The sequence below is a fragment of the Lacrimispora indolis DSM 755 genome, from assembly GCF_000526995.1.
Taxonomy (GTDB): Bacteria; Bacillota; Clostridia; order Lachnospirales; family Lachnospiraceae; genus Lacrimispora; species Lacrimispora indolis.
The window spans coordinates 361,753-384,873 of record NZ_AZUI01000001.1; the positions used below are offsets into that span (position 1 = coordinate 361,753).

Genomic DNA, 23,121 nt, shown 5'->3' on the forward strand with positions numbered 1-23,121 from the left:
AACCACCCCAATACAAGGGGTTGGCCGATTAAACGATAGAAAATTCCACCCTGTAACCGTCCAAAGTATACAAGGGTGGTTTTTCTATGCCTGTTCCCAGGACTTTATAGAAAAACGCTACTTACAATTATAAAATATAAAGGTAAGTAATGCTAAAATGAACATACCAAAAGACATAAGGTCCTTAAAGTCATATTTCATCCGCACCACCTCCTATCTATGTAAAGATAGAAGGCCAACGCCCTTGCAGTGACACGATTGCTCCATGCCACTATGGTAACATATCCCATTTTAATGTGCAATTACTTTTCTCAGCATCAGGCCACAATGGTTCTGCTCTGTAATTCCATTCAACTCAATCGTTTCTCCATACAGGTGATAATAAAGAGCTCCGTACAGATTCGCCCTGCTGCCGTTTGCGCAGGCTGTGATCCTTGGCATTAAATAGCCCTGCCTTTGTCCATCCAACAGGGAAACCACCTTTTTCCGGATCCGGTCAATGATTCCCGGATTGCTGCTGATCCCGCCGCCGAGGGCAATGAGTTCCGGATCAAAGGCAAATTCCAGGGTTATGCAGCCAACCGCCATCCAGTAGTAAAATTCTTCCATCAGTTCCTCAGCCAGCCGGTCTCCCTTCCTGGACAGCAGTTCCAGCCTTATCCCATCAACAGGAGCCTCCTTTGGCTGTTTTTTCATATTGTATTTCTGTGCCTGCTTTTCCAGGGTATAATCACTCCAGGAAAGAAGGGCTCCGTCCTGAAAGCCTCCCATGGGAAAGTTCCCGAATTCTCCCCGGTTCATGGTCACTCCCTTGTCCAGCATTCCCCGTTCGATCACCGCTCCCCCGATACCGGTCCCGCAGATCACAAACACAACATTTTGATATTCCTTTGCCACCCCTTTCCAACGTTCCCCCATGGCAGCGCAGTTGGCATCATTGGCCATGGTCACAGGGAGCCCGCCAAACCGTTCCTCCAGAATCGTCTTCAAAGGGATGTGATGCAGATACTCTACAGCACTGATGCCCTTTATTACCCCTTCCCTGCTGTGCACCTCTCCCGGAAAGCTGAAGGCCAGACCGTCAAGGGCATATTCCCTGACAGCCTTTTCGAATATATCTCCGGTCACTTTCAAAAATTCCTTCACATCTGTTTTCGGCGTAGGCACCGAATCTGTGAAAGAAAAGTTTCCCTCCTCATCGGAAACGCCGTATTTAACCGCTGTTCCGCCTACATCAAACACCAATTTCACTCTGATTCCCCCTGACATTTATAAATATAAGCCGTATTCTCCGGTATCAGCAGCTTTACCTGCTCCCGGGCCTTTACAATTTCACCTGTTAAAAGATTCACAAATTCTGTTTTATTTCCCAACCCATGAAGCGTCACTTCTTCAGCCTTTTCATTAAAATTAATGATCAGAACTGCCCTGCTCCCCTCTGACCGGATGCAGGCCACATGCACCTTGCTTCCCTTATTTACGGTGAACAGAGAATCATGCCGTCCGGTGATCACCTCCATCACCAGCTGCTCCACCTGGGGGATGTTCTGTTTTTTCAGCTCCGCTCCTATAAAAGAATTGAAATACAGTGTGCAGCCCTTTCCATAGGGATGAAGCACCACGGCAGGACTTCCGTCTTCCATGGTTCCAAGGATCCGGGTATCCTCATCCACCTCTAAACGCTGTTCCATGAAATTACATGGAATTCTCTCTTTTAAAGGATTTATTTTTTCCACGTCACTTGGTTTCTTAATGGAAAAGGAGTGACCGGAATCCACATCCACTTCCCGCAGTCCGAAGAGCCTGCTTAAATGCTTTCCCGGGATCCCTTCTGCAGGCACTTCCCCGTATTCATTGACACTTCCCATTCTGCCATCAGAGATGAGGATTCCTCCTCGTTCTACGTATGAGGTAAGCTTTTCTGCCATGTCCCCGCTGATGCTTAAGGCGGAAGGCAGCACCAAACCCAAGGCCTCCTCCCCTTCCAGATCCTCAATATCCGTAAATTCCGGATTTAAGCCCCTGTTCCAGAAAAGACGGTACCAGCCTTCCACATCCTCACTCCAAAAGCTGTTGTTCCATTTTAAAAACGCATCAAAATAAAGTCTGGAAGAATAGGAAACAGCTATCTTTACAGCAGGAGCTTCCACCTGGAAGCTGTCAAACAAATCTCCATTTTCCCGAATCAGGTTCATCAGCTCTTTCACCCGTGCCCCACGTTCATTGGGGGTCCCATCCATTCTGGTAAGCCCCCGTCCCGTGGACTGGTACCCGTGTAAGAACGGCCTCCAGCGCCACAGCTGCATCCCATTGGCACCAGTGAAGATACACATAAGAATCCAGTTGTACAATTCCTGGGGTGTTACCTCGGAGCCTGGGGTCAGCACGGACTGGGTGTGAGTCTGCAACTCATTGACCATATACGGTTTTCCGGCTTTTTTTGCCGCTCCTGCGGGAACAGAATAATACATGGACATAGTCCAGGGCGTATTGCGGTAATTTCTTCCCCAGCTCTTAGGGTAAAAGGTTGAGCCGTACACATCCGGGATCTTTGCCGTGGCAAATTCATCGTTGTTGCGAAGGGTCACATCCCCTGACAGGATCTGTGCGCTGGTTCCATCAATGATGATCGGATGGCTTGTATCGTATTTCCTTGCGGTTTCATACAGGAAACTGCAGATCTGGGTCAAAGTCACGCTCCGGAACCTTTCATATTCCAGATCCGGCATGATGCTGCTCCAGATACTGTAAGGCGATCTTCTTCTTTTGGGAGAAATCTGCCCAAAGCTCTCATATCTTCTATGCCACACCCGGTTCAAATGTCCGATGGTGCCGTATTTTTCCTCCAGCCATTCCTGATACTTTTGTATGGTATAAGGGTCGTCGCTTCTAAAATGGGCTTCATTAAACACGTCGTAGCCGTATACAGCCCTGTGATCCCGTAATGACGTGATCGCTTCCCGGAAATACCGGTCCATATAATCCCGGACCACCGGATGATTTAAGTTCGCCCAGAAGCAATTTTCATTGATATGCTCTCCTCTTTCATCACAGACCAGCATATCCTCGGTCAAGGCACTGTCCGGCATAAATTCCTGAGCCTGATTCTGTCCAAAGAGCTGTAAAATAGCCTTCATTCCCAGGCTTTCGCACTCATCGAGCACCTGTCTGGTCTGAGTGAATATCCACTGATGGCTGTCCTGTGCAAGCCATGGATTGCACACCGGCCAGAGAGTAACCAGGTTAAAGCCGCAGTCTTTCATATAAGCCAAATCTCTCCTGATCTCCTCCTGTGTATAATCCTGCTCAATAATGTAGACTGCCCCAAATAAAAATCGATCCATGATGTCCTCCTTATTCATCCTTTTTTTATAGAATATCTTCCATTATAAAAGCCATGGAAAATCTATAAACCTGATATTCTACATTAAGGTTTCATATTCTACACGATCATGTTCCGGTAAGAGGTAGGCGTATATCCGGTATATTTCTTGAAAATAAAGGCAAAGTACTTGTAATCGCTGAATCCGCATTCCTCTGCAATGGTATAAATTTTTGTTTCCGGCTCCTTTTCCATCCGCTTTTTTGCCATCTCAATGCGGAACTTGTTTAACCAGTCAGTAAAATTCTCTCCTGTCTCCTCTTTAAAAATCTTGCTGAAATAGTTTGGCGTCACATAAACAGCCTTTGCCACCTCCGCCACCTGCAGGCTTTCTGAAAAATGGTCCTGGGCATAAGCAATTCCATTTGTTACGATCCCCTTGTATTTGCTGCTTCGCCGTTCTTCCACCGCCCGGAGCACGGAGCCATAGATATCCTTCAGCCACATTTCCAAATCTTCCGCAGTTTCATATTTGGATATTTCTTCATAATAATAGTAATTTCGGCCCAGAACCTGCTCAGGAGTCAGCTGGAAACGCTGGATCTCCCGCATGGCCATCAGCACCAGGTACATACAAAGCTGTTCCACGGCTTTTCGTCCCACCGCCTGTTCCATGACATATTTTTGAAAGATCTCTTCCAGCATATCATAAATCTTCCGCCTGTCCAGAAGTGTGACAGCATTTTTTAATTCTGCCTCTTCCTCTGACGTGATGAATATCTTTTCCCCGCGAAGATTTCCCTGGGATTCTTCCCTGGTGATGACCTGGCTGCTGCCCTGCTTCATCCGCTCTTCCAGGGCTTCATCAGCATTCTGGTATGAGAGCTTTAAATCTCCCCATTCTGACACCAGCTTACCGATTCCAACGGAAAGAGACAGTCCATAATGCTTTCTTAAATAAAACTGCACCTCCCTGGCGCTTCTTGCCACCTCCCTGGTGTCTTCCCCTGAACATAAGAGAATCATCAGCCTGGCCTCGCCTTCATCGCAGACACAGACCTTTCCCAGCCGTCCCGCAAGCTCTTCCGTCACATTGGACAGGGCGTACTTAAGCAAATCTGCTTCCCTTTCCCCGTTGGCAAGAAGCTGGAAATAATAGTCAATGCAAAAAATAAGGATCCGGAACCTTTTTTCCTCTAAAGGAACGCCGAGATAACCGGCCCGTTCCAAAAATCTTTTTTTCTCCGTCCTTCCCCACATAAAATCATGGATGCAACGGCTGCGCATCAGAGGCAGATTCTCTTTGAGCAGGACCGCTCTCTGGCTGCGGCTTTCAAACTCTCTGCTCTCCCTGCTGATCTCTTTTACCAGCCTTTGAATCAGCCCGGTCAGTTCCTCTGTGTTAATGGGCTTTAAAAGATAGTCCGCCGCCCCCACCCTCACCGCATGGCGGGTATATTCAAAATCATTGTACCCGGTAAGAAATACGATCCGGGTCTTTGGCAATTTCTTACGCAATTCCTCAGTAAATTTGATTCCATCCACAATGGGCATCCGGATATCCGTGATCACAATATCCGGCTTTTCCACCATGGCCCTGGCCAGGCCATCCCGTCCATTTCCCACAGTGCCGACTACCATAATCCCCAAACTCTCCCAATCAATGATGGTCATCATCCCTTCCCGGATGATGGGCTCATCATCTACTATCATCAGTCGGATCATATTCCTTCTCCCCTTTTTCGAAACGGCTGAACAACTTCAACTGCCAATCCCTTGCTTCCTCTTTCCCGGAAACGGATTCCATAAGCGGCTCCAAAGCACAGCTTTACCCTTTCATGTACATTGAATAAAGCCATTCCCCGCAGGCCATCCACTTCTCCCTCCAAAAGCCGGTTCAATTCTTCCACATCGGCGCCTTTTCCTTCATCCTCCACAGACAGAACCAGATCTTCCCCTTGTCTCTCCGCTCTGATCCGGATCATTCCGGAATGCTCCTGCTCCCCCATTCCGTGGACAATGGCATTTTCCACAAGAGGCTGCAGGACAAACCGCACGGTCTCGCATTCCTCTGTTCCAGGCTCCATGATTATGTCAAATTCAATGGTATCCGTATACCTGCACCCCTGAATCTTGATATAATTTTGTATGTGTTCCGTCTCCTCTGCCACTGTGGTGGTTTTACTTGTATCCTTCACAGAAGTGCGGAACAGCTTGGACAATGCCTCAATGAGGCCGCAGGTTTCAAATGCCTGCTCCATCCGGCTCATCCAGCAGATGGTATCCAGGGTATTATAAAGAAAATGAGGGTTAATGTATGCCTGCATGGCACGGATCTGGGCATCTTTTTCCCGGATTTCCGCCCTGTATACCCGGTTTACCAGTTCATCTAAGCGAAGGGTCATCCGGTTAAAGGCCATGGATAAGACGGATATTTCCCTGTAACCATTTTCCGGCAGCTTCCTTTTAAAATCATCCTCTTCCAGATTCCCCATGGAGGACTCTAAATCTCCCAGGGGCTTTATCACAAACCGGGACAGGAAAAAGCCCATGATCCCGCAGAGGATCACTGCCAAAATGCCTGTGGAAATCAGAAGCTGGCGTACCACTGACGCATCATCCTCCACCTGGAGGGGAGAAATCTTCTTTATCACATACCAGCCCGGATACTTCACCCTGGCATAGACCAGGTCACCATCATGGTTTTCAGAGGATTCCAGTTTCAAGCCCGGAAATCTTCTGGCGATCTCCCAGCCTTCCGTTTCCTGCTCCGTAGAAATCCGGATGATTCCGTCTTCCACACAGTAGTAGGCCTCACCCTCTGACAGCTGATCAGAAAGCAGCCGCTTAAGCACACTCTTTTTTATATAGATTTTCTGAAACCCAATGGTTGTGCCAATGTCATTGATGTCATTAATACTTCTTGCATATCCGTACAGCTCTTCCTGGTTGCTCCCCCAATCAGGGCTGACTTTCACATCTGTTAAAAAAACAGCATGGCCGTTCTCCTTCAGCAGCTTTTCCTGCAGTTCTTTGCTGATTCCGTCGGTGATGGAGGTGGAGCTGTACCTTTTTCCGTCCATGCGGACAAAATCCACTGCATAAACATACTCCTCATAGCAAAGCTGGTTCCTGACGTATCGGTCCAGATCATAGGCAGCGCTTTCCACCTCTTCTTCCCCATCGGCAAGGAGGAAATTTCTCACCCGTTCATTCTGGAAAAAGGAAAGAGAATTGTTCCCCACGTTTCTCATGATGCCTTCCATATTGGCGGCGATCTGAGTCGTATTGTTCTGATTCAGTGTGGTCGCATTTTCCGTAATGATCTTCCGGTACTGGCCGTAGGAAATCACCCCCAGAATCGTGGTAGGAATCAGGATCAGTACCAGGACCATGGCAAATATGGCCATCTGCAAGCTTCCAAATATATTTTTAAACCTAGTCTTCATACCTGCTCCTTTTGCAAACATATTCCTTCGGCTCATGGCCTGTGCAAACAAGTTTAGACAAGCCATGATCTGGCTTGCCTAAACATTCCTCCAACGTTATTACCCCTTCACCGCCCCTGCAGTCATGCCTTTCATAATTTGATTATAAAACAGTAAGTACATAATTACAACCGGTAAGGTAGAAACCACCAGCGCCGCCAGCATCAGAGGATAATTGACCGTGTAGCTTCCCACAAAATTGGTCAGACCGATGGGCATTGTTTTCAGTGCATTGCTTCTTATCAGCACCAGTGCCAGAGGAAATTCATTCCATGTATGCAGGAAGGTTAAAATGGCGCAGGTGGATAAAACCGGCTTGCACATGGGCATAACGATCCGGAACATGGTGTTTAAAAAAGAGCTTCCGTCTATGCAGGCGGCCTCCTCCACTTCAATGGGCACGCTTTCCACGGAGCTTTCCACCAGAAATACCCCCGTGGGCAGAGCAAATGCTATGTAGGGAAGGATCAGCGTAAATTTCCTGTTCAGCAATCCCAGAGTTTTAAACTCCACAAAAATAGGAATCAGCAGGGCATAGATGGGAATGAGCATGCCGGAAAGGAACATATAATAAATAAAGGTTCTTCCCTTAAAGCGGAATCTGGAAAGACAGTAGCCTGTAACAAAGGAAATCACCAGCACCACAACTAAGGCTGACAGGGTATTGAACATGCTGTTCATAAAATAGGAGCCGATCCTGCCCTCGGTGATCGCCTTGGCGTAATTTCCAAACTCCGGTCTGGCAGGAAGGCTTAATATGTCCAGGGAAAACTCCTTATCCGTTTTCAGGGAAGAATAAATCATCCAGATGATCGGGAATATACAGGTGACGGAAAACAGCGTCACAAACGCATTTGCCATAACCGCCTGAACCATGCTGTAAATCTTTTTCATCAAGACTCCTCCTTTCTTCTTCCAACCAGCCTGCTGAGCAAAATCAGTCCTAAACTCAGAATCAGGATTCCAATAGCCGCCGTACTGCCGTAGCCGTAACGCATGCGGTTCATGGAAACATTATACGCATACAGGGCTACTACCTCCGAGCTGGTCCCAGGACCCCCGCCTGTCATTACAAAAATCTGGTCAAAGGTCTTCATATTACCGGATATGCAAAGCATAATGGTCACCATCAGCGTGTTTTTGATGAGAGGCACTACAATGTACTTAGACTTTTTCCATCCGGTAGCCCCGTCTAATTCCGCAACCTCCAGAACGCTCTGGTCGATGCCCTGGATCGCTGCCAGCAGAATGATCAAGTAGTATCCGATAAACTGCCAGACCTTTGGAATCGCCAGGGAGCCGATCACAATATCCGGATCATCCAGCCACAGCTGTATGAAATTTCCAAGTCCCGCAGCACGCATCATGGTATTCACAATGCCGTATTGGGAGTTGTACATGATCCTCCATAAAAATCCCACCACAACAGCCGATAATACTACCGGGAAAAAGATAACCGTCCTATGGAAATTTTTAAATTTTAAAATCCTGGACTGGAGAAGCATGGCAATGAGAAAGGCAATCCCGATCTGCCCCAGTACCGTCCAGAAGATAAAGGTCAGGTTATTTTTAAATGCGCTCCAAAATGCCCTGTCCTGTACCAGCTCCACATAATTCTGAACCCCGACAAACCGTTTCACCGGACCTCCATCCCAGTCAAAGAAGCTGTTATAAACTGCCACAAACAATGGTGCGATGCAGCAGAGTATAAAGACAGCCAGTCCAGGAGCAAGCAAACCATAGATCACTATGTTTTTGGGTCTTAATGCCTTACTCATTTCCTGTCACTCACTTTCCGCTGTTTTCATATTCCGTCTGGATCCGCTGAGCCAGCTCCTCAGGGGAAACCCTGCCGATCAGCAATTCCTGTAGCCCGCTTTGCATCACATCGATCACGCCTGAATTCAGCTGATGATCATAAACAGGAATAAATGGTCTGTCCTTTGCAAATACATCAAACTTTGCAGCTACGGTCTTTTCGATCTTAACTTCTTCTCCCGGCTTCACAGCAGTCAAAGTTCCTTCTTCAATGGCAGCCGTACCGTATTCCGGCCCTGTCATTGCCTTTAAGATCTCAATGACTACCGCCTTTTTCTCTTCCGGAATCTTGGAATTTACCGCCAGAGCCCAGCCGGCGCCTCCGGTGATTGTCTCAGGATTGCCCTTTCCTCCGTCTACCATGGGAAGAGCCGCCATTTCCGTTACATTTTTCACTTCTTCCGGGCAGTTCTCATCAAAGTTCGCAATGGCCCAGCTGCCGTCAATGGTAATAGCCGCTTTTCCATTCATATATAACTGTCTCTGCTGGGCGCCGTCAATGCTGTTTACATCTTCATTAAATGCCCCGGCTTCGGCCAGATCACTTAAAGCCTGTAAGGACTGCACAAACTCCGGATCTGTAAACTTCGCTCCGCTGCGGTCACGAATGCTCTGATACCACTCGTCTCCCGTACACCGGTTGCCCAGGGTGCTCATGATAACGGATTCCGCATTCCATTTCTCCTTATTTCCAAGTACGATAGGCGTCACCCCGATTTCCTTAAGTTTTGGAACGATCTCCAAGAGCTCAGACCATGTTTTCGGAAACTCCTGGACCCCTGCCTGTTTCAATAAGTCCGTATTGTAAAATACACAGGTATTTGTCACCTGAAACGGTACAGCATAGATGTTCTCTCCAATTGTAAAGTTGGAAAATACTCCCTCCTTAAAATTATCCTTCCATGCCGGATCACCGTTTAAAGCCTCATTTAAAGAATATACTTTCCCATTTTCCACAAATGACTCCGCCATCTGCCCCTTGATCATAAAGATGTCAGGCAGTTCTTCCCCTGCGGCCAGGGTCTGCACCTTTGTTGCCAGATCAGCGTTGGAAACCGATTCTTCATCAATGGTCACATTGGGATGCTCTGCTAAGTACTTATCCAGCAACGGCTTCATCGCCTTTGTGACCCCTTCCCCTGGTATAAAAAAATCCAGCATGGAAATCTCCACTTTCTGACCTGCTGCCTCCGGCGCTTTCTGCCCGCACCCTGTCAATGTAACCCCCATGATCCCGGCACAGGCCAGGCTGGCCAGCCGCATCCAAATTTTGTTTCTCATAAGAATGATCCTCCTTTTCACTTAGAACCTGTTTCGTTCACTTATGGAGATTATAACAAGCCCCCGGAAATGTTTTAAGGGGACGTATCTATTAAAAAGTTTGAAATTCTACACATTCAGGGTTCCAAAGCGGAGCGTTTTTATTTTACCGGAAAGTCCAGAGAACCTTCCTGTAAAATAAAAAACAGGGGTGCCGCTGAATCAATGCCATTAAGTTTTAACCTAACGGCATTGATTCAGCAACACCCTCTTACTATAAGTACTCTTATTATCTGCTGAATAAAAACTTCATATACCTGATGAATACATAGACCACCAGACAGACTGCAATCACGGTTTCAACAAGGACCACTGCCGGTAAAAATCCCACGGCATATCCCATCTTTCCCAGGAACGCCGTTGACATCTTCATTGCAATGGCGCTGATCACCACCGGAAATGTAAAAGCCGCGTAGCTTGGATAAAAAGGCAGGACAAGGAATCTTGGCAGACGGATCAGCACGGCCACATATAATACACAGGCTAATACCATGAGCAGAAGAACCATTGTCATTGATTTTGTTTCGGCGGACTGAAGGTATCCAGCCAGACAAAGGCTCACCGGAGCCGTATAGATACAAAACAGCGGCCTTGCCGGTTCTGCGATGTCCCTGTGTTTTACGTACCGGACCGTCACAAGAACAAGTAATATCAGGCACGAGATCAAGCCAAACCAGAAAATGACCATTCCCAGCTTTGTTTGCCCAAAGGCAGGAGCCGTTACGCTGGCCGTTACAATTCCCACATAAACAATATAATAGCTGGCAAATACGGCTTTCATATTCAGCTTATAAAGAAAACGCGCGGTAAAATACACGATGAGAAGAACGTGCAGGGCAATGCCAAAATACCAGATACAGACCGCACCGCCGCCGATAAAAGGCTTGGCATAGGCTGACAGAAGAATCACCGCCATGGAAAAGGTCCCGGATACGCTTGCCATCACCGGGTTTTTCATATCTTCCTTTACCATATCAAAATGAAAAATGCATTTACACAAAAACAAAATTGCCAATATAGCGGAGATGCTTCCGCATACCAGACGGATGGATTCTGAATAGGTTTGAAGGAGATTTCCCAGGGCAGCAAACCCAAGAGAAAGCCCTGCCATTGGAACCGGAATTTTTTTAATCATTGCATCCCTCCGCAGGCACCAGTTCATCGGTATTGGTAAGACCGTACTCCCGCACCACGATCTCAGCCACCTTTTTGGCTACCAGTCCTGTAAAATGAATGCACTGTTCCTTGTGCTCCCCTTTTCCCATATCAAACTCTTTGGTCAGGATCCGGCAGCATAAGGCATTCTTCCCGTTGTTTTCCTTAAACCAGTCATGAAGCTCCTTTGACACTTCTAAATTCTTCTCTACCTTAGGATCTCCCTGCTTTGTCCGTCCAAAGAATATGCCAAGGGCCATTACTCCTCCTGATACCGCTCCGCACAGGCACTTGGAACGGCCGATTCCTACAGGAAAGCCGGAAGCCATGGCTATGACTTCTTCTGGTATATCCAATTCAAAATTTGATCTCATAGAGCTTACAACCGCCTCTGAGCAAAAAAATCCTCCACGAAACAGATCTTCCGCATCATCCCCAATTTTCTTTATACTAACTGCCTGTTTCACATTCATCTCATGTATCCTCCTGCATGTTTATTGATAATTCTATTCTATTAAGATTTAAGGCCTACGTCCAATTCATAAATTCTATAAATAAGCTATACTTATAGAAATTATCTATCACCTGCAGTCAGGAAATGAAAATTTTTCCAAATTTCTATATGGATTGTCCGTTTTCCGGACCCGGCACATACTCAAAGCTCACGTGATCACTTGTTAAATCAAATATCAGCTCCTCCTTTTTATACAGCAAAAACCTGGCCAGCAATAAATGCTCCTCTTTTATGGAACGCACCATCTTTCCCTGATCAGGAGCCAAAAGCTTATGGGAAAACCTGGCAGCTTTCTTTCTGTTCCTGTTTGATAAAAATATCTTAAAGGAATACTCCCCCTGCCTTAATATGACTGCTGTTTCCCTTTTGCATACCACCTTTACTCCCAGATAAGTGGCAAAGCGGTATTCTCTGCCCTTATGCTGGATGACGCAGATACAGCCCTGAAAGCTGTATCCGATAAAAGGAATATGGGCAATGGAAACCATGACCGATGCTTCTTCCTTAAACCGGTTGCATTGAAGCCATAAATAATCTCTGGGAAAAGATCTTCCCCGGTCTCCCTCAATATACCCCCTTTCTCCAGTAAAATCCAGAACCTTTCCATTGACCCTCAAGCTTCCCATCAGGCTGTGGGACATGCTGATGATCTCATGTCTGCATTCCATAAAAGGGACCAATTGAAAGGGACCCATAATGGAATAATCAATGGGGCTTAAGGGGCCATAGCGGATCACTCCCTGGATAACCATGTCATTTGAATGAATATCCAGCTTTACTCCGCCAGGGGAAAACATATTGTCTCCAAGAATGATTCTTCTGTTCTTTCTGTCAATCAGGCAGTCCTCCTGCGAAAAATCCATAGTATAAGAGTTTTCATTCCATATGATTTGTAAAAACGGATGCTTCCCTCCCCTTTCATCTATGCTTTGGCCGGGAATAAAAGCCAGGACCGTGTCTTCATTTTGATGCTTAAAATACCAGCCCTCAAAAAACGGTTTGTTTAATCTGGTTTTTATATTTTCATTAAGGTTTTTCATTTTCACAATGGATTTTATATCTCCCTTCTGTTTTAATCATTGGATGATTCTAACCATAGGGTTTCCAAATGTCAGGGAACATAATCAAGAAAAGCCTTTCTAAGATCAATACAGTATTTTATAAATGGATGAAAAACAGGGCCGCTCAAAATTCTCTTTTATTTTACAGGCTCATTTCCATGTCCTGAACCACCTTATCTATAAATAAATGGACATACTCCCCGCAGAACTGGGTGCCGGCGCCCCTAATCAGCTCGCTGATGGCATATTCCTTTGATAATGCCTTGCGGTAGCTTCTTTCGCTGATCATGGCATCGTATGCATCTGCAATGGCAATGATTCTGGATTGGACCGGTATTTCATTCCCCTTTAGTCCCTTGGGATAGCCGTTTCCATCCCACCGTTCATGGTGGGCCAGAACGTAATCCGCCATCTCTGACAGCTCATTGACTGTGCTTAAAATGCGGTAGCCGATTTCCGGGTGTTTTCTAATTTCTTCCCATTCCTTTTCAACCAGCTTTCCGTTTTTATTCAGTATCCCTTCTTCAATTGCCACCTTGCCGATATCGTGCAAAAGGCCAACGGTCTTTAGCTCCTTTACTTCATCCTCCTGCATGCCAAGGGCTGTCCCCATTTTTTCGCACAGCTCGGACACCCGGAGAGAATGCTGTTCTTCCCTTGGGTTTTTCTCATGCAGCGCCGCCATAATGGTGTAAATGGTTTTTCCTCTCATGCCTGAGCTTTCCAGCAGCTTTTTCTTATACATAAAGTCCTCAGCCTTTTTAAAAACTTCTAATATGGATTCATCCTCCCTGTGTTTTACGCTGTACCCGAACGAAACCGAAAGAGTGATCTTATTTACGGCTTCCCGCCTGGTCCGCTCATTGGCCCTTGCAATGATCTCTTTGATTTCTTTCACATCCGTATTGGGAGAAAGGATGATGAATTCATCTCCGCCCAGACGGCATATGATATCCTTTTCCCTGCAGCACGCTTTCAATACCCGTGCCACTTTTTGAATATATTTATCTCCTGCCGTATGGCCGAAGGAATCGTTCATAAGCTTTAAACCATTGATATCGGCCATGGTAATGGTTAAGGGATAGTAAGCAGAAACATCCAGCCTTCTCAGTTCTTTCTCAAAAAATCTCCTGTTATACATTCCTGTCAGCTGGTCATGGTAGCTTAAGTAATTTAACCGCTCCTCTGCCTCTTTTCTCTTTGTAATGTCATTTAAAATAATGGCCAGCTGGTTTTTCTTGGGACGTGACGCGATGATCTCATAATAATAACCGGTGTTCCTCTGAAACCGCTCATAGCGGGTGGATTCTCCTGTTTTTATGGTCCGGATCAGCATGCCCAGATTTTCCGGCTCCATGTTTTTATGTATTTCTGAAAAATATTTTCCTAAAATATCCTCTTTTATTAATCCTGTCAGAACTTCATGGCTGTGATTGGCATCCACCAGCCTGTATTTAAAAATGTCATCACCAGCGCTTCCCTCATACAATGCCATGCCTAATTGCATCTGGCTGATGACAGCCTTATATTTCTCTTCGCTTACATTTAATCTTTGATCATAATCCACGATCTTTTCATACTGAATCCTCAGTTCCCATTCTGATACAGTCAGCTGATCCACGTATTCCTTAAGTTCTTCATTGGCGGAAGACAGATCAGCGTTGCTCTTGTTCAGCCTGCTTTCCGCCTGTTCCACCTTTCTTAAAAGGTTGGATATGAGATAATAAAGGACCGCAGCAGTAAATAAAACATACATAATTCCCTTATAGGTATGGATCATCATCCTTGTGGAAGGATTGTAAACCAGCCTGTTCACGATTTTGTCGGAAAAATAGATCCAGATAAAACCAAAAAGTAAATACAAGATGCAGATTTTAATTCCTTCCTGCTTCAATGGATCTCCTCTGTGTTTGAGAGCATCCCTTTTATCCTTTATCCATTTAATCATACAATCCCCCCTTTAATCGGTGAAAACAAGAACTGTCCTCCCTTCCGTATTATACACTATTTTGATTCCATAAGAAACATATTACCGCTTTTTCCATCCAAAAATGACATGCACCGCAAAAAAAGAAGGGCAGTCGGGCACCCTTCCTTTTTACGGTTTCTCACAGTATTTTATTGATCAAAACATTCTTTCATTCATCTGCCTTTAAAACCTTAACGATCTCCCCTATAAAATGTTCATGGTAATCCTTATTGGGATAGTTTTGTTCATCTAAGGTCTTGTCAAAAAAGCCCTTTGGATCAATTTTCTGCTTATAAAGCTTACGGCAGATAAGCACCAGTCTGGCCTCGGCAAAATAAGGGGCTTGTGCATCAAAAACGGGAGTAAGACCTGTCTCTTTTTCTTTGTCCACGTCCCGTCCGGAGTGGGAGCCGCAGTAATTTAAGGCTGATCTGCAATTTTCACCGAAAAAACTGAGAGCGTAATAATCACTTTGATCCACAAATTCCAGGGTATATCTCTGGGGGCGGAGAACAATGCTGGTAACACTTTTGTTCCACATGATCCCGATTCCTCCCCAGCTGGCTGTCATCATATTATACTTTTCCTGGTTTCCGGCAGAAATCAGCATCCATTCCTTTCCTATCATAGTGATCGCGTCCATGGGCACTTGTTTTAAATCAACTGGTTTTAACATTCCACTACCTCCATAATTTTAATATTTATCTATTTATTATATATGTCCTTATGACATAACAGAATCAGATACAGGTCAGGACAAAGAATCTTTCCGTACATCAATATCCACCAGTTCCAAACCGTCCGGCACCTCATGAAGGTACAAATCCTCAATATGTTTCCGGATGATCCGTTTTCCTCCTACATCTCCTTCCAGTGAAAGCAGCTCTTTTAAGTAATTCCTGGAAAATATGGCCGGATTTCCCAAAGCTCCCATGTTGCACAGACAACCGATCCCCTTTCCGCTGTCCCGCCAGCCCTTTACCAGGCCTCCTATGGTAGCTGCCTTTAAATAAGGCTGGTCACAGACTGCAAAGAAATAATCTGTTTCTTCCTCCTCAAGAGCTTTTAACGCCAGATGAATGGAGTGGGATATCCCAAGACTGCTCTCCATGTTTACCACCACCTCATAGCCATGATCCTTCATACAGTCCATGATCTCCTGGTACTGGGTGACGACCACTTTCCTGTCAAAAAGATCATCAGGAAGCATTTCGACTTCCTCTAAAATATATTGGTACATGGGTTTTCCATTGAATTCATGAAGCAGCTTATTGCCGTTAAATCTGCGGCTGTCACCTGCTGCCAGAAGGATAAGTGCCAGTTTCATGCCATAAACCTCCCTTTCCCATCATTATTTTTCCCTTTCAGGAGCCTCCCGCCTTCTTTTCTTCTCCATGCTTAAGATCGCCTCCAGAACACCGCCGCCGATGGAAGAGGCTTTATCTGAGATAGTATAGCAGCTTTCAATGATCCCTCTGGGATCAACGTCTCCTGACTTCATTCCCTTTATCACTTCCACGCCGTCCTGAAGCAGCCCTCTGACAACGCCGCCCACCTGGGCATAAATAGGAGAATCCCCGGAATAGCCCACCAGGCCGCCTTTTTCCACCAGATCACCGATCCTGACCTGGCCTCTAAACACTCCGTCAGCCGTTGCGCGTATGATCCTTTCTTTGTCATAGCCGCCGATCATGCCCGGAACACCTGTATTGGGATAAGCGCTTCCCTCCCAGATGCACCGGCCCAGGTTATGGCCACGTTTGGTTTCCACCACAACATGGCAGTCAAGCCCTGCGGTAAAGCCGGGTCCAACGCCCACCACCACAGCTGCATCGGTGATCAAGGTTCCCAGGTTCTTTTTTGCAATAATGGCATCCACCACCACATCCGGCTTCCATGTTTCCCTGATCCTGCATTCCTTGTCTACGATCACCGCAACTTTGTCCCCTGCGACAGCCTCACGGATCTCCTCCAGACTATTGCATAAAACTCCTGTAACATCTTCCACCTTTGCCTTTTCTTCGTAGACTGCTCTTGAAAAAGCCACTGTCCTCCGTACCGTAGTGGGAACGGCAATATCTGTCATGACCAGGTCAAAACCGCATCGGTGCAGCCGGCAGCCAATGCCTGTGGCCAGGTCGCCGGCCCCTTTTATCAATACCTTCATTATGATTCTCCGAATCTCCTATTTATTTTCTGGCACATTCTCCGCCTCTGCCTGAAAGGATCTCCAAACCATGGGAAAGAGTATCCAGAATGTATTCCAGGCTCTCTCTTACTGCTTTGGGACTTCCGGGAAGGTTGATGATGAGGGTCGATCCACGGATAACACTGGCACCTCTGCTTAACATGGCCCTCTTGGTCACTGTCATGCTGTAAGCCCGTATGGCCTCGGCAATCCCCGGTGCATTGCGGTCCGCGACGGAAAGAGTGGCCTCCGGGGTCACATCCCTGGGAGAAAAACCGGTCCCTCCTGTAGTCAGGACCAGATCGCAGCCCACTTCATCGCTTAAGCGTATAAGCTCTTCCTTAAGCTCCTCTCCTTCATCAGCCAGAAGTCTGTAGCTGACCACTTCAAAGCCCGCACCTTCCAGTATCTCTTTTATGACTGCGCCGCTTACATCTTCCCGCTCTCCGGCGGCTCCCTTATCACTTAAGGTTACGATTCCTCCTCGGTACATACGGTAATTTCATCTCCTTCCTTCATAATCCCTCCATGGAGAACTCTTGTAAAGATCCCGTTAGTGGGCATGATGCATTCTCCCATTTTCTTGTATATCTCACAGTGGCTGTGACATTCCTTTCCGATCTGGGTCACTTCCAAAAGGATGTCTTTGCAGGCTAATCTGGTACCGATGGGAAGATGGATTAAATCAATGCCCTGGACAATGACGTTTTCCCCAAAGGCTCCATTTCCGATCTCAGCACCTCTTGCCTTAAAATCCTCGATGGTATCAAAGGATAAAAGACTTACCTGCCGGTGCCATTTGCCTGCATGAGCATCTCCTTCGATTCCGTATTCTTCTATAAAATATCCTTCATCCACTCTGGTTTTCTGAGTTCCTTTTCTTTCACTGATACAGACAGCCATTACCTTTCCCATCTGCTTATCCTCCTATTTGGTTCATGTTAAGGCCTGTTTCCCCACAGTCTTCTTCAAAATGATGGCTTTCCGGCTTATTCCTGATGCTCTGATTCATCAGCTCAAAAAGACTGTCATCGGAAATCCCGGCGCGCATAGGTCCCTTTAAATCCACTCCAACAGGGCTGTCCAGACAAAGCTTTAAAAAGCCGTCAGAGGTCAGCCTCACCCGGTTGCAGGAACCGCAGAATTTATGGCTGACAGCGCTGATAAAGCCCACAAAACCTGCCCCCTCTCCCCACGTATAATAAACGGCAGGACCGTTACCCTTTACCTCCCGGCTTTCCCTAAGCTCACCGAAAGCCTCTGATAAGATCTCCGCCAAATCGTCGTTTTCCATTGCCTTATAATTTTTTCCCTGGCCGATGGGCATCATTTCGATAAAACGGACCGGGATCCTGCGTTCCATGGAAAAACGGGCAAAAGCCAGCACATCTTCCTTTGTCAGCTCCTCCATTACCGCACAGTTGATTTTTACTTTCAGCCCCGCTGCCAATGCGCTTTCGATTCCTTCCACAACGGATTCAAAGGAATCCCTCCTGGTGATCTTAGCAAAACGCACAGGATCCAGGGTATCCAGGCTCACATTGACGCTGGATAAGCCAGCAGACTTTAATGCGGCCGCTTTTTCCTTTAACAGGCAGCCATTGGTGGTCATGGTCACATCCTGGATTCCCGGAATGGCTGTCAGTTCTTTGATCAGAACCTCTATATCCTTTCTCACCAAAGGCTCTCCGCCCGTCACCTTTACCTTTCGGATCCCAAGGCGGGCGCCTGCCTCGCAGATCCTTACAATTTCCCCGTAGGTGAGGATGTCCTCATGGCGCATGGGGACGACTCCCTCCTCAGGCATGCAGTATAGGCACCTTAAATTGCACCGGTCCGTAACGGAAATCCGGATATAATCAATGGTTCTGTTACAGCTGTCTTTCATGATCCGCTCCCTCTGCCATCTGAGACCTTTTCATATAACCCGCTCTTGCCGCCATCCTTTTTTAAAAGGCAGATATCACTGATGACCATACCCCGGTCCATTGCCTTGCACATGTCGTATATGGTAAGCAGCGCGATATTCACCCCGGTCAGGGCTTCCATCTCCACCCCGGTCTTTCCCTGGGTCTTGACCGTGCAGACCGCCTCCACCGAAAGTGTTTCCCGGTGAAGCACAAAATCCACCGCGCATTTTGTAAGCATCAGCCCATGGCACAGGGGAATCAGTTCAGAGGTTCTCTTCGCCCCCATGATCCCGGCCACCCTGGCCACTCCCAGGACATCGCCCTTTTTTGCGGTACCAAAGGAAATGGCGTTAAAAACTTCCTCATTGACCGTAATAAACCCATGTGCAACGGCGATCCGGTCTGTCTCCGCCTTTTCACCTACGTCCACCATGCGGGCGTTTCCCTGTTCATCAAAATGTGTCAGTCCGTTCATTCTATGCCTCCTGATGAATTTAATCGGTAGTGTCTACCAACCCTTTCCAAAACCGCAGTTTGGATAATAACAGACATCGCAGGAAAGACAGAGTCCTCCCTTTCCCAGCTTGTCAAGGTCTTCCTTTGTCACCGGATCATCGGCCATGAGTCTTGGAAGCACCAGATCAAATACCGTTCTCTTGGAATACATGACGCATCCGGGAAGCCCTGCTATGGGAATTTTTTTCCCGTCCTTTCTGTAATAAGAAAGTAAGAACATGGCTCCGGGAAGAACGGGAGCACCGTAGGATATCACCTCTGCCCCTGTATTGCGGATGGCAAGGGGAGTCTTGTCATCCGGATCAACACTCATCCCTCCGCTGACGAGCACCATATCAGCTCCCTGCCGGATAAATTCAAGGATCGCTGACGTGGTGTGCTCCGGTTTATCATCGGTGACTGTTTGTCCAAGGATTTTACCACCGAACTCTTCCACCTTTGCCTTTAAAACAGGACCAAAGGAATCCTTTACCCTTCCGTGGAATACCTCGCTTCCAGTGGTCACCAGCCCTACCTTTTTGTCCAGGTAAGGCAATATAGCAAAGATCTTCTTTCCGCCGCAAAGGTCTTTGACTTCTTCCATCTTTTCCTTTTCAATGACAAGAGGAATGATTCTGGTTCCACACAGCTTGTCTCCAGGCTCTACGGGAGTGTTGGGGTGTCTGGAAGCGATCATCATGTTTCCCTGGCTGTTTATTTTATCCAAAAGTCCGGTATCTATTTTTAACAGGCCCCGAACAGTTGATTTCAATTCAATTTTTCCTTCCTTTGCCTGACTGCGCTCCATATGGTCATTTAAGCAAAGACTGCACAGGATTTCAGCAGCTTCATTTTCATGATACAGGGAATCATCCTTTTCCCATATAAATATATGTTCTTTTCCCATGGACAGGAGCACCGGAATGTCCTCCTCTGTCACTACATGTCCTTTCCTGAATCTTGCATCCTTTATGACTCCAGGTATGATCTGGGTCATATCGTGGCAGAGCACCTGCCCCACCGAATCTATGGTTTTGATTTCCTTCATGTTCCCCTCTCCTTTCGTTCCTTATGGAGCATGTTATTCTCATGTAAGAATATCCCCCCTGCAAATAAACTCCATATCCTTTCATTATATCATCAGGAAAAATATTTGTAAAATAATTCTTCCGCCGCCGTTTCCACTGCCTGTGAAAAGGCCAGATACTGCTCTAAGAACTTTTCGCCCTGGGGAGTCAAAACGGTATTTCCTCCGTTTTCTCCTCCTCTTCGTCCTTCCATCAGGGAAAATCCCAGATCCTCTTCCGCCTTGTTAATGATCTTCCAGGCCTTGGAATAAGCCATATGCAGTTCCTGGCAAGCCGCCGAAAGAGATCCCCTCTCCCTCACCAGCTTCATTAAGTCTGCCACCCCGGGACCGAAATTACGCTCTTCATAATAAACACGAAGCTTTAAATGATACTTAAGATTTCTTTCCTGCTGCTTTATTTCTTCCATTCTGATCCTTCTCTATGGTAAAAAAACTGGTCATCACACAACGTCCGGTCCATTCTTCCCCCAGGGATTCCACAATGCGGATCCCGTCGGATATCCTGGCTTCATTATCGGCTTTATTCAGCAAAATCCGGTACTCCATGGATTCTGCTCCCTTTCTGGTCCCCTGGCTGCTTATAAGGATTCTGCCGGCCTGGGCCGGGGTGATCAGACTATTTTCCGTCTGCCAGCCAAATGCCTGTTCTGCAAGCTCCCACCGGAAGCACTTTTCTTCCCAGGGACAGCCTATGGCATCCAGTCCGGCACATCCGATCACCACATGGGTGCCTTTTAAAAGCACAGGCTCCCCTTCCCTTGGGATCTTCAGAGGCAGGCGTTTTGCTCCATCTGCCTCTACCAGAAGCACGTCTGCAAGATCCGGAAGCTGCTCCATTTCCCGGAGATCCATGCCTTTTAACTTTCCCCCGGCTGCAGACTGTCCTGTTACCAGAACCTGGCCCACCCGGTCAGAATGCCGTTTTTCCCGGCCCTTTAGAAATTCTTTAACGGTTTCAGCCCGGTCTGCCGGCACTACCTCCCGGTCCTCAGGACAAAAGATATGGGTGCTGGTGGTGACGATCACGCGTTTTCCCATGTGAGCCAGCTCATCAGCCAGGGAATACATGGCGCTGGTCTTACCGCCGCCGCCGGTAAAGGAAATGACCATATGGTCCTTAAGCGGAAACCCCAGGGCTTCCCACAGGGAAGTCCTCCTGGTCACGACCGGTTTTCCCTCCTGGTTTTTCATGGTATAAACACTTTTTGCACCCATTAGTACAACTCCATACGCCTATTTCTATTGACATAGGAACCTGTTTTCTCCAATACCACCTGACCGTCTTTTGCAGCCAGATTTCCCTTTAAGAATACAAGCTCAGCCTTTCCCTTGACATCAGTTCCCTCAAAGGGGCAATAATCCACATTTGCCACCTGATTTTCCACGGATATTGTCCACTGGACATCAGGATTCCACACCACGATATCCCCATCGCTTCCAGGAGCAATGGCGCCCTTCCGGGGATAAACGCCATAAAGCTTTGCCGCATTTTCAGACAGCAGCCTGCACATCTGCTCCAGCTTTAAGTTGTGCTCCAGGACTCCAAAGCTGTACATGAGGACCGGACGGGATTCCACTCCAGGCATTCCGTTTGGAATCTTTGTAAAGTCCTCTTTTCCCGCCGCCTTCTGGCTGGTGGTAAAGCTGCAGTGATCCGTTGCTATGGTCTGGATATGATTCTTAAGAATGGCATTCCACAGCCTGATGCAGTCCTTTTCCTTCTTAATGGTGGGGGAGATCACATATTTGCTGCCTTCAAAGCCGGGAAGGTCATAAACACTTTCATTCATAAGCAGATACTGAGGGCAGGTTTCCAGATAAACTTCCTGGCCCCTCTCTCTGGCATATTTCACTTCCTGATAACCCTCTCCGGAGCTTAAGTGAACGATGATCACCGGAGTATCCGCAAGGCCGGAGATTTTTAACAGCCTGCCGATTGCTTCCGCCTCTACTGGGGCGGGTCTGGTTTTCTTATGGGCGCTGACAGATAAATTTCCCTTTGCTTTCTCTTCTTCTTTCAGTGCTTCTATGATTCCCATGTTTTCACAATGAACGCCGGCAATTCCGCCTACTTCCTTTAACCGCTTCAGTACCTGATAGATCTTCTTATCACTTAAGTACATTTCATCGTAAGTCATGTAAAGTTTAAAAGAGGTCACGCCGTTTTCAACGATTTCTTCCAATTCCTTGCTGACAGCGGGATTCCAGTCGGAAATGGCCAGATGAAAGCCATAATCACAGGATGCGTTCCCATCCGCCTTTTTATGCCAGTTTTCCAGGGCCTTTTCCAGAGTTTCTCCCTGATACTGGGTGGCAAAATCAATGATCATGGTGGTTCCGCCTGACAGCGCGGCCTTTGTTCCCGTTTCAAAATTATCCGCTGTCACGGTTCCTGCCACATGGAGATCAAAATGAGTGTGGGCATCGATAAACCCGGGGAACAAAAGCTTTCCTGTTACGTCAATGACATTTGCTCCCTCCGCCTGGATTTCCGGTTCCACTGCCTGGATCTTTCCTTCATCCATGAGAACATCCGCCTGAATGACGCCGCTTCCCGAAACTACGGTTCCGCCCTTTAATAGGGTTTTCATAAACATCTACTTCCTTTCTTTTCGCTGTCTCAGCCTTTTTACGGCCCGCTCTCTGATTCCGTGGGATGGCTGTTTTCATCTATTCCGCCCGTCTTTCCAGGGCAATGCCCGCCCCGCTTTATCGGGCGTAAAGGGATCCCTGGAAGGAGGTTCATCTGCCAAGATTGAAAGGCGCAGGGAGAAAGCTGCTTCTCCGACTG

The 23,121-nt window shown here is 47.1% G+C and carries 22 protein-coding genes; all 22 read right to left on the reverse strand.

The features are described 5' to 3' along the window. Positions 1 to 291 precede the first annotated feature (291 nt). The 22 genes from K401_RS0101765 to hydA all read right to left on the reverse strand — a co-directional run bounded on the left by K401_RS0101765 (position 292) and on the right by hydA (position 22,921). Complete coding sequence (locus tag K401_RS0101765) at positions 292 to 1,251, reverse strand: ROK family protein (protein ID WP_024291351.1); 960 nt, start codon at positions 1,249 to 1,251, stop codon at positions 292 to 294. Beyond that, entirely contained in the window at positions 1,248 to 3,344 is a 2,097-nt protein-coding gene (locus tag K401_RS0101770; RefSeq protein WP_024291352.1) for a beta-galactosidase, read from the reverse strand. Before K401_RS0101770 ends, K401_RS0101765 begins: the two co-directional genes overlap by 4 nt. A gap of 98 nt (positions 3,345 to 3,442) precedes the next feature. Then, positions 3,443 to 5,047, reverse strand: coding sequence for a response regulator (locus K401_RS0101775; RefSeq protein WP_024291353.1), 1,605 nt, complete (start codon positions 5,045 to 5,047; stop codon positions 3,443 to 3,445). Beyond that, the gene (locus K401_RS0101780) at positions 5,044 to 6,771 is read right to left on the reverse strand and encodes a cache domain-containing sensor histidine kinase (RefSeq protein WP_024291354.1); all 1,728 of its coding nucleotides are present in this window, start codon (positions 6,769 to 6,771) and stop codon (positions 5,044 to 5,046) included. The genes K401_RS0101775 and K401_RS0101780 overlap by 4 nt, the downstream gene beginning before the upstream one ends. A 99-nt stretch (positions 6,772 to 6,870) precedes the next feature. Beyond that, a complete protein-coding gene (locus K401_RS0101785) occupies positions 6,871 to 7,704 on the reverse strand; it encodes a carbohydrate ABC transporter permease (RefSeq protein WP_024291355.1) in 834 nt (277 codons plus the stop codon). Further along, complete coding sequence (locus K401_RS0101790; protein WP_024291356.1) at positions 7,704 to 8,588, reverse strand: carbohydrate ABC transporter permease; 885 nt, start codon at positions 8,586 to 8,588, stop codon at positions 7,704 to 7,706. The genes K401_RS0101785 and K401_RS0101790 overlap by 1 nt, the downstream gene beginning before the upstream one ends. A 10-nt stretch (positions 8,589 to 8,598) precedes the next feature. Next, positions 8,599 to 9,909, reverse strand: a complete 1,311-nt coding sequence (locus K401_RS0101795; protein WP_024291357.1) for an extracellular solute-binding protein — start codon at positions 9,907 to 9,909, stop codon at positions 8,599 to 8,601. Positions 9,910 to 10,177: 268 nt separating this feature from the next. Then, the gene (locus K401_RS0101800) at positions 10,178 to 11,083 is read right to left on the reverse strand and encodes a TDT family transporter (protein WP_024291358.1); all 906 of its coding nucleotides are present in this window, start codon (positions 11,081 to 11,083) and stop codon (positions 10,178 to 10,180) included. Continuing rightward, positions 11,076 to 11,576, reverse strand: a complete 501-nt coding sequence (locus K401_RS0101805) for a C-GCAxxG-C-C family protein (RefSeq protein WP_024291359.1) — start codon at positions 11,574 to 11,576, stop codon at positions 11,076 to 11,078. Before K401_RS0101805 ends, K401_RS0101800 begins: the two co-directional genes overlap by 8 nt. A gap of 145 nt (positions 11,577 to 11,721) precedes the next feature. Next, positions 11,722 to 12,657, reverse strand: a complete 936-nt coding sequence (locus K401_RS0101810) for a tocopherol cyclase family protein (protein ID WP_024291360.1) — start codon at positions 12,655 to 12,657, stop codon at positions 11,722 to 11,724. A 163-nt stretch (positions 12,658 to 12,820) separates the two neighbouring features. Continuing rightward, positions 12,821 to 14,626 carry a sensor domain-containing diguanylate cyclase/phosphohydrolase gene (locus K401_RS0101815; RefSeq protein WP_024291361.1) on the reverse strand — a complete coding sequence of 602 codons (1,806 nt, stop codon included), beginning with the start codon at positions 14,624 to 14,626 and terminating at the stop codon, positions 12,821 to 12,823. Between the two features lie 190 nt (positions 14,627 to 14,816). Further along, complete coding sequence (locus K401_RS0101820) at positions 14,817 to 15,323, reverse strand: flavin reductase family protein (protein ID WP_024291362.1); 507 nt, start codon at positions 15,321 to 15,323, stop codon at positions 14,817 to 14,819. 75 nt (positions 15,324 to 15,398) lie between these two features. Then, entirely contained in the window at positions 15,399 to 15,974 is a 576-nt protein-coding gene (locus K401_RS0101825; RefSeq protein WP_024291363.1) for a nucleotidyltransferase family protein, read from the reverse strand. 24 nt (positions 15,975 to 15,998) lie between these two features. Beyond that, the gene (gene yqeB / locus K401_RS0101830) at positions 15,999 to 16,814 is read right to left on the reverse strand and encodes a selenium-dependent molybdenum cofactor biosynthesis protein YqeB (RefSeq protein WP_084492767.1); all 816 of its coding nucleotides are present in this window, start codon (positions 16,812 to 16,814) and stop codon (positions 15,999 to 16,001) included. Positions 16,815 to 16,836: 22 nt separating this feature from the next. After that, on the reverse strand, positions 16,837 to 17,328 hold the full coding sequence (locus tag K401_RS0101835; RefSeq protein ID WP_024291365.1) for a MogA/MoaB family molybdenum cofactor biosynthesis protein: 492 nt from the start codon (positions 17,326 to 17,328) through the stop codon (positions 16,837 to 16,839). Continuing rightward, positions 17,307 to 17,750 carry an MOSC domain-containing protein gene (locus K401_RS0101840; RefSeq protein ID WP_024291366.1) on the reverse strand — a complete coding sequence of 148 codons (444 nt, stop codon included), beginning with the start codon at positions 17,748 to 17,750 and terminating at the stop codon, positions 17,307 to 17,309. Before K401_RS0101840 ends, K401_RS0101835 begins: the two co-directional genes overlap by 22 nt. Before the next feature lie 4 nt (positions 17,751 to 17,754). After that, on the reverse strand, positions 17,755 to 18,723 hold the full coding sequence (gene moaA / locus K401_RS0101845) for a GTP 3',8-cyclase MoaA (protein ID WP_024291367.1): 969 nt from the start codon (positions 18,721 to 18,723) through the stop codon (positions 17,755 to 17,757). Further along, positions 18,720 to 19,220 carry a cyclic pyranopterin monophosphate synthase MoaC gene (moaC, locus tag K401_RS0101850; protein ID WP_024291368.1) on the reverse strand — a complete coding sequence of 167 codons (501 nt, stop codon included), beginning with the start codon at positions 19,218 to 19,220 and terminating at the stop codon, positions 18,720 to 18,722. Before moaC ends, moaA begins: the two co-directional genes overlap by 4 nt. 33 nt (positions 19,221 to 19,253) lie before the next feature. Continuing rightward, complete coding sequence (locus tag K401_RS0101855; RefSeq protein ID WP_024291369.1) at positions 19,254 to 20,288, reverse strand: molybdopterin-binding protein; 1,035 nt, start codon at positions 20,286 to 20,288, stop codon at positions 19,254 to 19,256. A gap of 92 nt (positions 20,289 to 20,380) precedes the next feature. Then, positions 20,381 to 20,737, reverse strand: coding sequence for a winged helix-turn-helix domain-containing protein (locus K401_RS0101860; protein ID WP_024291370.1), 357 nt, complete (start codon positions 20,735 to 20,737; stop codon positions 20,381 to 20,383). Beyond that, positions 20,703 to 21,545 carry a selenium cofactor biosynthesis protein YqeC gene (yqeC, locus tag K401_RS0101865; RefSeq protein ID WP_156882323.1) on the reverse strand — a complete coding sequence of 281 codons (843 nt, stop codon included), beginning with the start codon at positions 21,543 to 21,545 and terminating at the stop codon, positions 20,703 to 20,705. The genes K401_RS0101860 and yqeC overlap by 35 nt, the downstream gene beginning before the upstream one ends. Then, positions 21,545 to 22,921 (reverse strand): dihydropyrimidinase, encoded by a 1,377-nt coding sequence (gene hydA, locus K401_RS0101870; protein ID WP_024291372.1) that lies wholly within the window; start codon positions 22,919 to 22,921, stop codon positions 21,545 to 21,547. The genes yqeC and hydA overlap by 1 nt, the downstream gene beginning before the upstream one ends. Positions 22,922 to 23,121 lie beyond the last annotated feature (200 nt).